This is a genomic window from Curtobacterium sp. MCLR17_039, from assembly GCF_003234745.1.
Classification (GTDB): domain Bacteria; phylum Actinomycetota; class Actinomycetes; order Actinomycetales; family Microbacteriaceae; genus Curtobacterium; species Curtobacterium flaccumfaciens.
Map to the genome: position 1 here is coordinate 65,235 of NZ_QKTF01000010.1, position 13,956 is coordinate 79,190.

Below are 13,956 nucleotides of genomic sequence, written 5' to 3' on the forward strand. Positions count from 1 at the left end.
ACGTGATCCGGGCCTCCAGACCAGGGCGCCTGTGCTGGCTGGTGCTCGGTGTCGCCTACGGCTCCTGCGCGATCAGCGGACGCAGCGTGCGGTGCGCGATGCGCAGCCCCTCGAGCACCCGGTCGTCGGTGCCGCCCCAGAGCGGGTCCTCGTGCTCGACGCTCAGCGTGCCGTCGAAGCCGGCCTCGTAGAGGCGGTCGACGACGCGCGGCCAGTCCACGACACCGCGGCCCGGCACGCGGAACCGCCACCAACCCATGTCCCACGGGTCGTCGCCCTTGTCGACCTTGCCGAAGAACCCGTACTCGTTGCGCCGCTCGGGGAAGAGCTCGAGGTCCTTCGCCTGGGCGTGCACGATGTGCTCGGCGAACGGCAGGATCGTCTCGACCGGGTCGATGCCGATCCACGTCAGGTGCGACGGGTCCCAGTTCAGCCCGAAGCCCAGACCGGTCACCCAGCCCCAGAGCTCGGGGGAGTACGCGAGGTTGCCGGGGTACCCGTCCGGGTGCCAGCCCTCCATCACGCAGTTCTCGATGACCAGCCGCACACCGCGCTCGCCGGCGTAGTCGACGAGCTCGGGCAGGACCCGATTCCCCTCGGCCATGTTCTCGCGGACGGACTTCGTGGTGTCGCGCCCGATGAAGGTGCCGACGTACGGGATGCCGAGCGTCTGCGCGGTGTCGATCGCGTGCTCGAGGTGGGTCCGCACCGCGGCACGGTGCTCCGGGTCCCGGTGCAGGTTGTTCTCGTAGTAGGCGAGCGCGGAGATCTCGAGCCCGGTGCGGTCGAGCAGGTCGCGGGTGGCCAGGGCGTCCTCGTCGGTGAACGTGGCGACCGGCAGGTGCGCCGCCTCGAAGTCACGGCCGCCGGCGCCCGGCCAGACGGCGACCTCGAGCCGCTCGTAGCCCTGCTGCTGGGCGAACCCGGCGATCCGGTCGAGCGACCAGCCGGGCAGGCAGGCGGTCAGCATGCCGAGCTTCACCGGATCTCCCGCCAGGTCGTCTCGGCCGCGCTGCCGATCACGGCCTCGATGATGTCGGCGGAGCGGGCGCCGTCCGCGAAGGTTGGCAACCCGTCGGGGGCCACCCCGGTGCGGACCGCGGTGTAGGTGTCGGCGACGAAGGCGGCGAAGGCGTCGAGGTACCCCTGCGGGTGCCCGGCCGGCACGATCGCCAGCCGGCGCTGGTCCGGGTACCCCTGCGACGGGTCTCGGACCACGATCTGCGCGCCGCGCTCGTTGCCGAACCAGGCCGACTCGGGCTGCTCCTGGTCGAAGGCCGCGCTGCCGCGGGTGCCGTCGACCTCGAACCACAGGCGGTTCTTGCGGCCCGAGGCGACCTGCGAGATCACGACGTTGCCGATGCGGCCCGTGGCCGTGCGGAAGGTGGCGACGGCGGTGTCCTCGGTGGTGACCTCGGCGCGTTCGGCCGCGTCGGCCACCGGGTCCGGGTCCGGGGAGCCGGAGAACGACGGACCGGACGCGGCCGGCCGGGTCGGGTAGACGATGTCGGTCGCCGCGGACACCGAGGCGAAGCGCTCACCCGTCACGAACTCGACCAGGTCGCACCAGTGCGAGCCGATGTCCGCGAAGGCGCGGGACAGCCCGCTCGAGGTCGGGTCGACCCGCCAGCTCGAGGCGTCCTCGTCGAGCATCCAGTCCTGCAGGTAGTGGCCGTGCACCGCGAGCAGTCGGCCGAGCTCCCCGTCGGCGATGCGCGCCCGGATCTCGCGGACCATCGGGTGGTACCGGTACACGAACGGCACCGTGGCCACGACACCGGCCTCGGCAGCGGCGGCGACGAGCTCGGCGGCCTGCGCGGGGTCGATCGCCAGGGGCTTCTCGCACACCACGTTGATGCCGGCCGCGATCACCGCGAGCGCCTGCGGGTGGTGCTGGTCGTTCGGGGTGCAGATGTGCACGACGTCGGGGGCGTCGGCGATGACCTCGTCGAGGGAGGCGTAACCGCGGGGCAGGTCGAGCTGCGCCGCCACCTGCTCCGACCGGGCGGCGTTCCGGCCGAGCACCCCGAGCACCTCGGCACCGGAGGCCCGGGCCGCCCGGGCGTGGACCCCGGCGATCATGCCCGTCCCGACCACGGCGACACGGAGGCGTCGCCCTTCGTACCCACTGCTCATGGTGCTCCCTCGCGCCGGACTGACACCACCGTAGCGGCCCGGCCGTCCCCGGGGGACGGTGAGTACGGTCTGGTGCATGTCGAGCCTCCAGACCAGCCTGCTCATCCTCGGAGCCAGCGGCGACCTGTCCAAGCGCCTGCTCCTGCCCGGCCTCGCCACCCTGCTCCAGGTGAAGGACGACTGGGACGTCCAGCTCGTCGGGGCCGGTGTCGAGGACCTGTCCGACGCCGACTGGAAGGCGCAGGTGCGCGAGTCCTTCGAGAACGCGCAGGCGTCCAAGAACGAGGAGGACGAGGGCGCCTCGGGGGAGACGTCACTGCCGGACCGACTGCAGGCCGTGGTCGACGCCTCGACCTACCGGAAGGCCGACGTCACGGACCCGGACGACCTGCGAGCGCTGCTCGCCGCGTGCGACCACGACCCGGCGATCTACTTCGCACTGCCGCCGGCGGTCACCGAGAAGAGCTGCGAGCAGCTCGCCCACCTCGACCTTCCCGCCGGTACCCGCCTGGCGCTCGAGAAGCCGTTCGGCACCGACGCCGACAGCGCCTCGCACCTCAACGACCTGCTGCACTCGTTCATCCCCGAGGAGCGCATCCACCGCGTCGACCACTTCCTCGGCCGCTCCACCGTGCTCAACCTGCTCGGGCTGCGCTTCGCCAACCGCATCATCGAGCCGCTGCTGTCGTCGCAGCACGTCGAGCGCGTCGACATCGTCTACGACGAGACCCTCGGGCTCGAGGGCCGGGCGCGCTACTACGACAAGGCCGGGGCGCTCACCGACATGATCCAGAGCCACCTGCTGCAGGTGATGGCCGTCGTCGCGATGGAGGCCCCCGCCTCGATCAAGGCCGACGACCTGCGCACCCAGAAGGAGCTCGTGCTGCGGGCCGTCCGGCCCTGGGGTGGCGACGTCGTCACCGCGGGCAAGCGCGCCCGGTACACCGCCGGCACCGTCGGGGACCGCCAGCTGCCGTCGTACGTCGACGAGGACGGCGTGGACCCGTCGCTCGGCACCGAGACCCTCGCCCAGCTCACCCTGGAGATCGCGAACTGGCGCTGGGCCGGCGTCCCGTTCACCCTGCGGTCCGGCAAGGCGCTCGCCGCGCAGCGCCGCGAGATCGTCATCACGTTCAAGGACTCCCCGCACGTGCCCGAGGGGCTCACCGGCACCGAGCTGCCCGACCGGCTGCGCATCTGGATCGCCCCGGACGAGATGCAGCTGGAGCTCAACGTCAACGGCGCCGGTGACCCGTACACGATCGACCACACGAGCCTCGAGGTGACCTTCAACCCCGGGCGCCTGAGCGCCTACGGCGAGGTGCTGGCCGGCGTGCTCGAGGGTGACGCCACGCTGTCGGTCCGCGGTGACAGCGCCGTGCAGGGCTGGAAGGTCGTCGGGCCGTTCCTCGACGCGTGGAAGGCAGGCAAGGCACCCCTCGACGAGTACGCCGCCGGGTCCGTCGGCCCCGACGGCTGGGACAACATCGAGGCCTGAGTCCGAGCGGCGGCGTAGCGTCGGGCGACGTGAACACCACCGACGACGTCCTGCAGACCGTTCCCGAACCCGCCGGCGCCGACATCCGTGTCGACGACGTCCCCTACGACCACGAGGGCACCGAACTGCTCGGCGTGCTCGCGAAGGACGCCGCGATCGCGGGCCGTCGTCCGGCCGTCCTCGTCGTGCACGACTGGCACGGCGTGAACGAGCACGTCGAGGCCCGGGTGACGATGCTCGCCCGACTGGGCTACGTCGCCTTCGGCGCGGACATCTACGGAGCGGGCGTCCGCCCCGGTGACGACACCGCGGCCCAGGTCGCCGGCGGTTTCTACCAGGACCTGCCGCTGCTGCGCGCCCGCGCCACCGCCGGACTCGAGCGACTGCTCGCCGACCCCGACGTCGACCCCGCCCGCGTCGTCGTCATGGGGTACTGCTTCGGCGGCTCGACCGCACTCGAACTCGCACGGACCGGGGCCGACCTGGTCGGTGCCGTGGCGTTCCACGGCGGCCTCATCGCGCACGACCCCTCGGACGCCGCCGACATCCGGGCGAAGCTGCTCGTCCTCACCGGGGGCGCCGACCCCGTCGTGCCGGACGAGGCCGTGCACGCGTGGCAGGACGAGATGCGGGCGGCGCCGGACGTCGACTGGCAGGTCGTGACGTACTCCGGTGCGATGCACGCGTTCGCGGTGCCCGGCACCGACGCCCCGGACCACGGCGCGCAGTACCAGGAGCGTGCCGACCGCCGATCGTGGCAGGCGCTCCGCGTGTTCCTGGCCGAGGTGTTCGACGAGGAGCCCGCGGCGCTGTGACGGTGCGGCCGTCGGAGACCGCTCGCGACACGCCGAGCACGGGGGCCGGAGCGCCTCGATTGGCGCCCGGGCCGCACCTGTTGTAGAGTCTTCCACGGCCGCAAGGCCACGCGCTCGTAGCTCAATGGATAGAGCATCTGACTACGGATCAGAAGGTTGGGGGTTCGAGTCCCTTCGAGCGCACAGGCAAGCAGGACGAAGGGCCCCGGTGGATTCCACCGGGGCCCTTCGTCGTTGCACGGCGGCGCGTCTTCGCAGGCGATCCCCGGTCCACGGGGTGACGATGGTGAGTCGGTCCGAACGGAGAACGAGGTGCCTGTGCTGTCCATCGACTTCGCGACCCGTGACGCCGAGGTCGCCGCCACGGCGTTGGGGGCGCTGTACGACCGCCCGGAGATCCGTGACGTCGGCCCGCTCTTCCGGTACGAGCAGCACGTGCGCGGCGACGGCGTGATGACCGTCGAACGGCACCACTTCGGCGGCTCGATGGAGACGACCGCCGAGATCGCGGACACGCTGGTGTCGGTCCAGGTGCACGGCGGCGACTTCGCCCCGCGCGGGACGGGCGGGGTGCCGAACGGGTCGTTGCACGGCCTCGGCATGGTCCACAACGACACCCTCGACGTGGACTTCAGCGTCGTCAGCCTGCCGGTGTCGGTCCTGCTGGGGGTCGGGTTGCAGCAGCAGGGCGCGGAGCGAGGACGGCTCGTCGTCGACGGTCGGGCGCCTCGTCCGGAACTGGCGGGCTACTGGGCGAGTGTCATCGGCCACGCGCACGCGGTCACGAGTGATGAGCGGGCCTTCGGGAACGACCTGGTCCGCGCCGAGGTGTTCCGCCACGTCGCCGCAGCGGCCTTCCAGGTGTTCCCGGTGCACATCGAGCCGGACGCGATCGTCCCGACCTCGGCGACTGCCGGCGGGGTCGTGCGCCGTGCCGTGCAGTACATCGACGACCACCTCACCGAACCGATCTCGGTCCCCGACATCGCCACGGCCGCCCGGGTGTCGTCCCGCGGGCTGCAGTCCGCGTTCCAGCGCGAGCTCGGGGTGAGCCCGGCAGCCTACGTCCGGCGGGTGCGGCTGGCCGAGGCACACCTCGAGTTGCTGGTGGCGGATCCGGACGCCGGAGCGACGGTCGCGTCCATCGGGTTGCGATGGGGGTTCAGCAACGCGACGCGGTTCTCCACCGCCTACCGCGAGGCCTACGGCCGGTCACCGAGCCAGACGCTCCGCGACGACGTCCCGCGGCAGGGTGACTGAGCGACCCGGGTCAGGACTCGGGGGAGTACGGCTGGGCCGCCGCGATGACCTCCGAGGCGCCGGCGATGCCGAACGACGTGAAGAGCGGCGCCCACAGGGCCTTGAGCTGGGCCACGAGCTCGTCGTCGGTCAGCTGCGTCGAACCGTCCACCATGCCCAGCGTCGTGTTGAGGAGCAGCAGGACGGACGGCTGGACCGCGGCCGCGTCGACCTCCGCCGCCGCGACCCCGGCGCTGACGAGCTCGCCCCGCGTCATCTCGAACCAGTCGAAGCCGCGCGGCACCGGCACGCCGGCCTTGCCGAGTTCGTGCAGGAGCCGGACCGCGCCGCCCGCCACCGAGCCCCGGCGGACGTCCATCCCGGTGGTCAGGAGGAACACCGTCAGCCGCTCGATGCCGGGCTGCGCGGGGAGTGCGTCGAAGAGTTCACGCCAGCGCTGCTGCTGCAGTTCGATGACCGCCGTCGCCAGGTCCTTCTTCGACGGGAACAGGTGGTACCCGATCGCCGACTTCGGCTTGCCCATCGCCTCGGCGACACGGGAGAACGTGGTCGCCTCGTAGCCGAAGGCCGCGAACTGCTGCCCCGCGGCGTCGATGATGGCTCGACGAGACGCCTCCATGGCGAGCTGCCGCTGGTTCATCTGGCGTGGTGTCCTTCCTCGCCCGGAGCTGAGCGATCAGTGAACACCACATCCTAGGGCCGCTCATGATGACGGCCCGTCCCCTGCCCGCGTCAGGCGGCGCAGAACGTGTGCCAGGCCACGTCGATCCCCTTCCGGTGCAGCGAGTCGAGTCCGACGTCGAGGTGCTTCCGCTCGGCGTCCACCAGGTGTGCGCACCGGTGGTCCTGGGCGACGGTCTGGGCCTGGCCGAGCGCGGTGACCAGGTCCGTGTCGATGGCGTCGAGCTGGGGCCGGATGGTCGTCAGGTCCGGCGCCGTGGTGGGTGCGGTCCACGGGTTGTGCGTCCAGTGGTTGATGAGGCCACGCTGGACGACCTTGCTCGCGGCGATCTGCGCGCGGATCACCCGGGTGACCAGGACGGGGTCGACGCCCTGCTGCTCCGCCAGGGTCACCGCTTCGTCGACGACGGCCTGTTCGCGCACCGGGTCGGCGATCGGCTTGCCGCTAAGCCACTTCGACTCCGCCACCGGGTCGGCGAGCTCCAGCCGTCGGAGGATGAGCGCGCCGATGGTGTCGAGCTCCGCCGTCGACGCCGCGGGACGGGAACCGTCGTGGGAGATGGTCATCGTGGAACCCGTCGGTTCGGCGGACGTGGGCAGGGGCTCGGCGTTCGCAGCCGTGGTCGGCAGGGCGATGCCCGCCGCGAGCAGCCCGAGGGTCAGGGCCGTCGCGGCGGTCCGGCGGCTGCGGTGCCGGGCGGTGGTCGGGGTGGTGGGGTGTGCGGTGTTCACGGGGTTTCCTTCCCGAACCGGCGCCGGACGCGTCGGGTCAGATCGTCGATGATCGGTTTGATGACCTCGTCGTAGAACGGGTAGACGCCGAAGTGGTCGGCGCCCTCGTCGCAGTAGCAGTCCATCGAGATCGCCTCCTCGAAGTTCGAGAAGACGTAGGTGGCACGGTGCGGGAACGCGGCGTGCGGCTCGTCGTCACGCGGGGTCGTGGTGGTCACGGCGGTGCTCGATCCCGGTCGGCAGCCGGTCAGCCGACCAGCCGAGCCGCGGGGACGCCGGGGTCGCGCCCGGAGTCCACCACGGCGTCGATCTCGGTGGATCCGTTGCCCGACCCGACCGTGCGGTTCTGGATCTGGTTGAGCGACCAGTTGCCCGGCAGGGGCTCGAGCTGGTTGCCCGCCCAGGCTGGCGACATCCCGGCGACGAACGAGAAGTGCGCGAGTCCGGCGCTGCTCACGGCGGTGCACGTGGCGCGGGAGCCGTAGACGCCCGCCTTGTACAGGTTCCCGCGGTCCCGCAGGCCGGCGGCGACGCCACGGAAGTACGGCACCACGAGCGACTCGTCCTGCGCCGCCGAAGCGTCGAAGTCGGCGGCGAAGTAGACGGTGGTCTGCTTCGGGATCCCGAGCTGTCGGGCAGCGTCGTGGGCGCGGTGGGCGTCGCGGACACCCTGCTCCTCGGTGAACCACGAGGCAGTGAACCCGCCTTCCTCGAAGATCGGCCACAGCCCGAGCCCGGCGCTCGCCATCACACGGAGTTCGTCGGGGGTCAGGGCCTTGTCGAGCGCTCCGGACTGCTGGTGGTTGGTGAGGTAGCGGCCGACGCCGGTGGCACCGGACGCACGGACGGCGGCCGCGCGGGCGTCGTCGAGGCGCACCGCGGTGTCGGCACCGGTCGTCGCACGGTCCGGGTCGCCCGTGCTCGCGGCCAGGGCCGCCCATGTGCCGGCGTCGCACGTCCCGGTCTGCTCGGCCGGCGGGAACGCCTGGAACTGCTGGAACGCACGGACCACCGCGGCGTCCGCTGCCGAGTAGGCACTGCTGAACACGACGCGCTCGCCGTTCAGCACCAGGAGCGCCTTGACGAGCAGCACCCAGGCGCCGGTGGCCCCGACCCCGACGACGCTCGGTCCCGCGGCACGGAGCGCGGCAGCCGTCCCCGGTCCCCAGGCGCCGTCGACCGTGACGCCGACCGCGACCTGCACCGCGCGGATCGCCGCGGAGTACGTGCTCGTGTCCACGAGCCCGCTCGTGCTGCCGTACGCGCCGCCGGTCGCCTCGGCGTAGGTGCGGTTGAGGTACTGCTGCACCGCGCGCACCGCTCGGGATCCGCCGGAGGCGAGCCGGACCGGGTCGACGGTCAGGAGGGCGCCGAACAGGTGGGCCGACAGCGGGAGTGCGCCGGGCTCGGCACCCAGGTCGGACCGGAGCGCCTGCACGGCCGCGACGGTGGCCGCGTCGTACTCGCCGGTGAGCGTCACGGTCGCCGCACCCTTGCAGACGAGTCCGGCCTGGACGAGCCGGCACCACGTCGCGGCGTCGGCACCCGTCTCGGCCCCGACGTCGCCGTGCTGCTCGAGCTTCCGACGGGTCGTCGGCCCGAACGTCGCGACGACGGGGGAGATGCCGAGGAGCGACTGGGCGGCCTGCACGATCCCGAGCACCGTGCCGCTGCCGGTCAGTCCGTCCTCGTCGACGTGCACCCACCCGTGCAGGTGCCCGAAGGTCGTGTTGAGCCAGCGCTGCACGGCGAGCACGCCCGAGTCAGCGGAACCGGAGGAGCCGGTCGATCCGGTTGAGTCGGCGGCGCCCGACGGGGTGGCGGCGTCGGCCGGGGCCGCGAGCGCGGTCGTGACGAGCGGGACGGTGGCGGTGATGCCGATGAGCGCAGTTCGGCGCGAGATGTGCACGGGGGTGCCCCTTCAGTTGCCTCGAGCGTCCGCTGGCCGTTGATCGCACTGTGCGATGCTGATGGCCGCGGCATGGTCCGAGCAACTTCGTCCCTCAACTTGGGACGGCCCTGCATTTCAACAGACGATCGTCTGATGAAGCGCTCAGTCGCGCACGACGGACGGGAGGCCCGTGGCGGTGTCGCCACGGGCCTCCCGTCCGTCAGGTGGTGCGTCGACTACGCGACGGTCGCGCGCGCCTCGGCCAGCGACGGGTAGTCGGTGTAGCCCTCGGCGGTCGCGCCGTAGAAGAGCTCCGGACGGGGCTCGTTGAGCTCGGCGTCGTGCTCCCAGCGGTGCGCGAGGTCCGGGTTGGCGATCGCGGCGCGGCCCACGGCGACGGCGTCGGCGTGGTCGCCCTCGACGATCGCGATGGCCTCGTCGCGGGTGGTGAGCGACGAGAAGCCCGAGTTCACGATGAACGGCGCACCCGCGGTGCGGCGGACGTGCTGCACCAGGTCGCCGGTCGGCTCGGCGTGCAGGACGTCGACGAAGGCGAGCCCCAGCGGCGCGAGGCCCTCGGCGACGGCGGTGTAGGTGGCGCGGACGTCGGCGGCGTCGTCCTCGATGACGCCCTGGATCCCGTGCTCGGGCGACAGGCGGATGCCGGTGCGGTCCGCGCCGATGGCCTCGGCGATGGCGGTGGTGACCTCGATCGCGAAGCGTGCGCGGTTCTCGGGGGAGCCGCCGTACTGGTCGGTGCGGGTGTTCGACACCGGCGACATGAACTCGTGCACCAGGTAGCCGTTGGCGCCGTGGACCTCGACGCCGTCGAGCCCGGCGGCGATCGCGTTGCGGGCGGCCTGCACGAAGCCCTGCACGGCCTCCTGCACCTCGGCGGTGGTCAGCTCGTGCGGGACGGGCATGTCGGCCTTCGAGCCGTCGGCCAGGTGCGTCTGCCCGGGGGCGGCGATGGCGGACGGGGCGACGATGCGTGGGGTCTGCGAGATGTCGGTGTGCGAGACGCGGCCGCCGTGCATGAGCTGCATGACGATCGTGCCGCCGGCGGCGTGCACGGCGTCGGTCACGCGGCGCCAGCCAGCGATCTGGTCGTCGGTCTCGATGCCGGGCTGCCCGGGGTAGGAGCGGCCCTCCTGCACGGGCCAGGTGCCCTCGGTGATGATCATGCCGAGGCCGGCGCGCTGCCGGTAGTGCTCGACGAGCAGGTCGTTCGGGACGCCGTGCTCGCCGGCGCGGGTGCGCGTGAGCGGGGCCATGACGACGCGGTTCGACAGGGACAGGGCGCCGATGGAGGCGGGTTCGAAGAGCTTCACCTCAGGGCGAACGACGAGTTGTCCGATGCAATTCCGCCTCGGAGCACTTCTTCAGGCAGCGCGGTCAGTCGCGCGGGCACACCAGCGTCGACGAGCGGACCTGGCCCTCGGGCCGGATCACCTGGTGCTGCGAGAGGGGCTTGCCGCACAGGGGGCACCCCCGGTCGATCGTCCGGTCGTCGATGCCCTCGGGGCGACCGGCGCCGATCTGCGAGGGGCCCATCTTGTTGATGAGCGTCGTGTTCCACCGTTCGTACCACTGGCCGAAGCGTCCCACGGTGCATCCTTTCGTTCGTGCACGAACCATTATGGCACCGATGGCCGCGGATCACACCTGGTCGACGCGCTCCAGCAGCTCGGTCAGCTCGTCCTTCAGGGACTCGAGCCGGGCGAGTGGCCACCCGAGCCGGTCGGCGACCGCGAGCGGGACCGCCTGGGCCCGGTCGCGCAGGGCGTGCCCGGCGGTCGTCAGGGAGACCTCGAGCTGGCGTTCGTCGGTGGCGCTGCGGGTACGGCGGACGTAGCCGGAGGCCTCCAGCCGCTTGAGCAGCGGGCTCAGCGTCGCGGAGTCGAGTCGCAGTTCGCCGGCGATCTCGCGCACCGACCGCGGGTCCCGCTCCCACAGGGCGAGCATGACGAGGTACTGCGGGTGGGTCAGGCCCATCGGTTCGAGCAGGTCGCGGTACAGCCCGATGACGCTGCGGCTCGTCGCCGCGAGTGCGAAGCAGAGCTGCCGGTCGAGCGCGAGCGGGTCCGGGGCGGTCTGGGTCATGCGTTCAGGGTACTTCGTTCGTGCACGAAGCGGCGTGGTCGCGACCCGGGGCGGTGGGCGCAACGGCCTGGAGGCCCGGTGCCGGTCTCGTGGACCGGCACCGGGCCTCCAGGGTGGTGGCGCTGGTGCGTCGACTACGCGCGGTGCGCGGGCGGGTGCCCCGAGTCGTGCGCGTTCGCGTCGGGCTCCACGGGGAGCGCGTGGGTGCCGGTGTGCGTGTCCTCGTGGCCGGCGACCGGGTGGGTGCGCTCGAGCTTCGCGCCCTCCACGTCGACGTCCGGCACGATGCGGTCGAGCCACTTCGGGAACCACCAGGCGCTCTTGCCGAGCAGGTGCATCGCCGACGGGATGAGCAGCATGCGGACGACGAAGGCGTCGATCAGCACACCGAACGCCAGCCCGAAGCCGATCGGCTTGATGGTGGACGAGTCCGAGAAGATGAAGCCTGCGAACACGGAGATCATGATGATCGCCGCCGCCGTGACCACCGCGCGACCCGCGTGCAGGCCGCGCTGGACGGCCACCTTCGCGCTCGCACCGTGGGCGTAGGCCTCACGCATGCCGGACACCAGGAACAGCTGGTAGTCCATCGCCAGACCGAACAGGATGCCGATCTCGATGATGGGCAGGAAGCTCAGGATCGGTGCCGGGTCGTGCACACCGAAGACCGAGCCGAGCCAGCCGAACTGGTAGATCGCGGTCAGCCCGCCGAACGACGCCAGCACGGACAGGATGAACCCGGCGGTGGCGGTGATCGGCACGAGGAACGACCGGAACACGATGATCAGGATGATCAGCGACAGCCCGACGACCACCACGAGGTAGAGCGGCAGCACGTTCGAGAGCTTCTCGGACACGTCGATGTTCGCCGACGCGTTGCCGGCGACGCCGAGGGTGACCTTGCCGTCGTCGGTGGAGACGGTCTGCTCGCGCAGGTCCTTCACGACGTTCTCGGTGGAGACGCTGTCCGGGCCGCCGGCGGGCTTCACCTGGAACGCGATGATGTCGCGGTCCTTCGAGGCCCCGATGGGCAGCACGGCCTTGACGTCGTCGTTCTTCGCGATCGCCTGGCCGATGGTGACCTCGGTCGCGGTGACGTCGCTCTTGCTGATCGACTCCGGCAGGGTCGCCACGACGAGCAGCGGGCCGTTCTGACCAGCGCCGAACTCCTTCTCGAGCGTCTTGTAGGCCTTGTACTGGCTCGACTCGACCGCCTCGGACGAACCGCTCGGCAGGCCGAGGCGCATCTGGGTCGCGGGCAGGGCGATGGTGCCGAGCACCGCGACGCCGAGGACGAGCGTGATGACCGCGCGCCAGCTCGACATCGGCTTGTTCGGGATCCGCGTGGAGTCGGTGTTGCCGATCTTCGCGCGCTCCTTCTTCCGCAGGATCCGCATGCCGATGAGCGACAGCAGTGCCGGGGTGAACGAGGTCGCGATGAGGATCGCGAAGAGCACTGCGACCGCACCGACCGTGCCCATCAGGCCGAGGAACGGGATGCCGGTGATGTTCAGCGCGAGCAGCGCGACGATGACCGTCGCACCGGCGAACACCACGGCGTTGCCCGAGGTGCCGTTCGCGAGCCCGATCGACTCGTGCACCTGCATGCCCTGCTTCAGCTGGGTCCGGTGCCGGTTCAGGATGAACAGCGAGTAGTCGATGCCGACCGCCAGGCCCAGCATCACCCCCAGCACCGGCGTGACCGAGATGAACTCGACGACGCTCGAGAACGACAGGGCGGTGAGCGAAGCGACTCCGACGCCGAGGACGGCGCTGACGAGCGGGACCGCGGCGCCGATGACCGTGCGGAGCATCAGGAGCAGCACGATCGCGGCGATGATGACACCGCCGATCTCACCCGGGCCGAGGATCGACGGCACGCCCTGTGCGATGTCGTTCGAGACGTACACGTTGACGCCCTGGATGTCGGCCGACTCGGCGTCGTCCGCGATGGCGGTCTTCGTGTCCGCGGGGACCTCGTAGGTCGACTTCGTGAACTGCACGGTGCCGATCGCTGCGCTGCCGTTGTCCGACACGAAGCGGATGTCCTTCGACAGGTCGAGCAGGTCCGAGCCCTGTTCGAGCTGCTGCTCGTTGTCGTCGAGCTTCTGCTTGTTCGTGTCGATCGTCTTCTGGGCGGTCGCGATCTGCTGCTCACCGGCGTCGATCTGGGCCTGCTGGGCGTCGATCTGTGCCTGCGCCTGCTGGAGCTGGGCGGCCGCGGCCTGCGCCTGTGCGGCGGGGACGGCTGCGCCGCCGGCTGCCTGCGCCTGGGCCTTCTGCGCGTCGAGCTGCGCCTGGGCGTCCGCGATCTTCTGCTTGCCGGACTCGAGCTGCGCCTTCTGGGCGTCGAGCTGCTGCTGGCCGGTCTCGATCTTCGCGCGACCGGACTCGATCTGGTCACGCCCGTCGACGATCTTCTGCCGCTGGTCGTCGAGCTGCTGCTGCGTGGCGAAGCCGCTCGTCGTGCCCTTGACGCCGTCGAGCTTCTCGAGGCTGGTCAGGAAGTCGTCGATCTCGGACTGCTGCGACGACGAGATCGCCTTGCCGTCCTTCGTCTCGAAGACGATCGTGCCGTTGCCGCCGTTCGCCGACGGGAACTTGTCGGCGAGCTGGTCCTGCACCTGACTGGTCTTGGTGTTCGGGATCGTGATCGACGACGAGATGGTGCCGGCGAAGAGCGTGTACGTGACGCCCGCGACGGCCATGATCGCGACCCAGGTGATGATCACGAGCCAGTGGCGTCGTGCGGAGAACCGTCCGAGACGGTAGAGGAGACCGGCCATGCGGGTGCCTGCGGTCCTTTCGTTGTCAGGTGCTGGTGGTGCGGGGTGCGCCGG

Annotated in this window: 13 protein-coding genes and 1 tRNA gene; 4 read left to right on the top strand and 10 right to left on the bottom strand. The window is 71.3% G+C overall.

Annotated elements, in window-relative coordinates:
- Window positions 1-55: 55 nt before the first annotated feature.
- Window positions 56-982, bottom strand: a complete 927-nt coding sequence (locus DEJ00_RS12795; RefSeq protein ID WP_111057616.1) for a sugar phosphate isomerase/epimerase — start codon at window positions 980-982, stop codon at window positions 56-58.
- Complete coding sequence (locus tag DEJ00_RS12800) at window positions 979-2,136, bottom strand: Gfo/Idh/MocA family protein (RefSeq protein WP_035808774.1); 1,158 nt, start codon at window positions 2,134-2,136, stop codon at window positions 979-981. Before DEJ00_RS12800 ends, DEJ00_RS12795 begins: the two co-directional genes overlap by 4 nt.
- Before the next feature lie 76 nt (window positions 2,137-2,212).
- Here DEJ00_RS12800 and DEJ00_RS12805 point away from each other — a divergent pair, with 76 nt between their 5' ends.
- From DEJ00_RS12805 to DEJ00_RS12820, 4 genes are all read left to right on the top strand, one after another.
- Window positions 2,213-3,634, top strand: a complete 1,422-nt coding sequence (locus tag DEJ00_RS12805; protein ID WP_111057617.1) for a glucose-6-phosphate dehydrogenase — start codon at window positions 2,213-2,215, stop codon at window positions 3,632-3,634.
- A 29-nt stretch (window positions 3,635-3,663) separates the two neighbouring features.
- Complete coding sequence (locus tag DEJ00_RS12810; RefSeq protein WP_071246870.1) at window positions 3,664-4,449, top strand: dienelactone hydrolase family protein; 786 nt, start codon at window positions 3,664-3,666, stop codon at window positions 4,447-4,449.
- A 110-nt stretch (window positions 4,450-4,559) separates the two neighbouring features.
- A tRNA-Arg gene (locus DEJ00_RS12815) sits at window positions 4,560-4,632 on the top strand.
- Window positions 4,633-4,761: 129 nt separating this feature from the next.
- Window positions 4,762-5,709, top strand: a complete 948-nt coding sequence (locus tag DEJ00_RS12820; protein ID WP_146247967.1) for an AraC family transcriptional regulator — start codon at window positions 4,762-4,764, stop codon at window positions 5,707-5,709.
- A gap of 10 nt (window positions 5,710-5,719) precedes the next feature.
- On the opposite strand, the gene DEJ00_RS12825 is transcribed toward DEJ00_RS12820, so the two are convergent.
- The 8 genes from DEJ00_RS12825 to DEJ00_RS12860 all read right to left on the bottom strand — a co-directional run bounded on the left by DEJ00_RS12825 (window position 5,720) and on the right by DEJ00_RS12860 (window position 13,902).
- Complete coding sequence (locus DEJ00_RS12825; protein WP_111057619.1) at window positions 5,720-6,349, bottom strand: TetR/AcrR family transcriptional regulator; 630 nt, start codon at window positions 6,347-6,349, stop codon at window positions 5,720-5,722.
- A gap of 92 nt (window positions 6,350-6,441) precedes the next feature.
- Window positions 6,442-7,122: a gamma subclass chorismate mutase AroQ gene (gene aroQ, locus DEJ00_RS12830; RefSeq protein ID WP_258373678.1), complete on the bottom strand. Its 681-nt coding sequence runs from the start codon at window positions 7,120-7,122 to the stop codon at window positions 6,442-6,444.
- Entirely contained in the window at window positions 7,119-7,340 is a 222-nt protein-coding gene (locus tag DEJ00_RS12835; RefSeq protein WP_027466125.1) for a hypothetical protein, read from the bottom strand. The genes aroQ and DEJ00_RS12835 overlap by 4 nt, the downstream gene beginning before the upstream one ends.
- Before the next feature lie 29 nt (window positions 7,341-7,369).
- Window positions 7,370-9,031: a glycoside hydrolase domain-containing protein gene (locus DEJ00_RS12840; RefSeq protein ID WP_111057620.1), complete on the bottom strand. Its 1,662-nt coding sequence runs from the start codon at window positions 9,029-9,031 to the stop codon at window positions 7,370-7,372.
- Between the two features lie 218 nt (window positions 9,032-9,249).
- The gene (locus DEJ00_RS12845) at window positions 9,250-10,344 is read right to left on the bottom strand and encodes an alkene reductase (RefSeq protein ID WP_027466128.1); all 1,095 of its coding nucleotides are present in this window, start codon (window positions 10,342-10,344) and stop codon (window positions 9,250-9,252) included.
- A 64-nt stretch (window positions 10,345-10,408) separates the two neighbouring features.
- Entirely contained in the window at window positions 10,409-10,621 is a 213-nt protein-coding gene (locus DEJ00_RS12850; RefSeq protein ID WP_027466129.1) for a hypothetical protein, read from the bottom strand.
- Between the two features lie 51 nt (window positions 10,622-10,672).
- Complete coding sequence (locus DEJ00_RS12855; RefSeq protein WP_111057621.1) at window positions 10,673-11,116, bottom strand: MarR family winged helix-turn-helix transcriptional regulator; 444 nt, start codon at window positions 11,114-11,116, stop codon at window positions 10,673-10,675.
- A gap of 134 nt (window positions 11,117-11,250) precedes the next feature.
- Window positions 11,251-13,902, bottom strand: a complete 2,652-nt coding sequence (locus DEJ00_RS12860) for an MMPL family transporter (protein WP_111057622.1) — start codon at window positions 13,900-13,902, stop codon at window positions 11,251-11,253.
- Between the last annotated feature and the right edge of the window lie 54 nt (window positions 13,903-13,956).

What these genes read in the sequence shown, in the direction of transcription:
- DEJ00_RS12800 (WP_035808774.1), bottom strand. Translation starts at nt 2,136, where the DNA reads ATGAGCAGTGGGTACGAAGGGCGACGCCTCCGTGTCGCCGTGGTCGGG.
- DEJ00_RS12805 (WP_111057617.1), top strand. Translation starts at nt 2,213, where the DNA reads ATGTCGAGCCTCCAGACCAGCCTGCTCATCCTCGGAGCCAGCGGCGAC.
- DEJ00_RS12825 (WP_111057619.1), bottom strand. Translation starts at nt 6,349, where the DNA reads ATGAACCAGCGGCAGCTCGCCATGGAGGCGTCTCGTCGAGCCATCATC.
- DEJ00_RS12855 (WP_111057621.1), bottom strand. Translation starts at nt 11,116, where the DNA reads ATGACCCAGACCGCCCCGGACCCGCTCGCGCTCGACCGGCAGCTCTGC.
- DEJ00_RS12860 (WP_111057622.1), bottom strand. Translation starts at nt 13,902, where the DNA reads ATGGCCGGTCTCCTCTACCGTCTCGGACGGTTCTCCGCACGACGCCAC.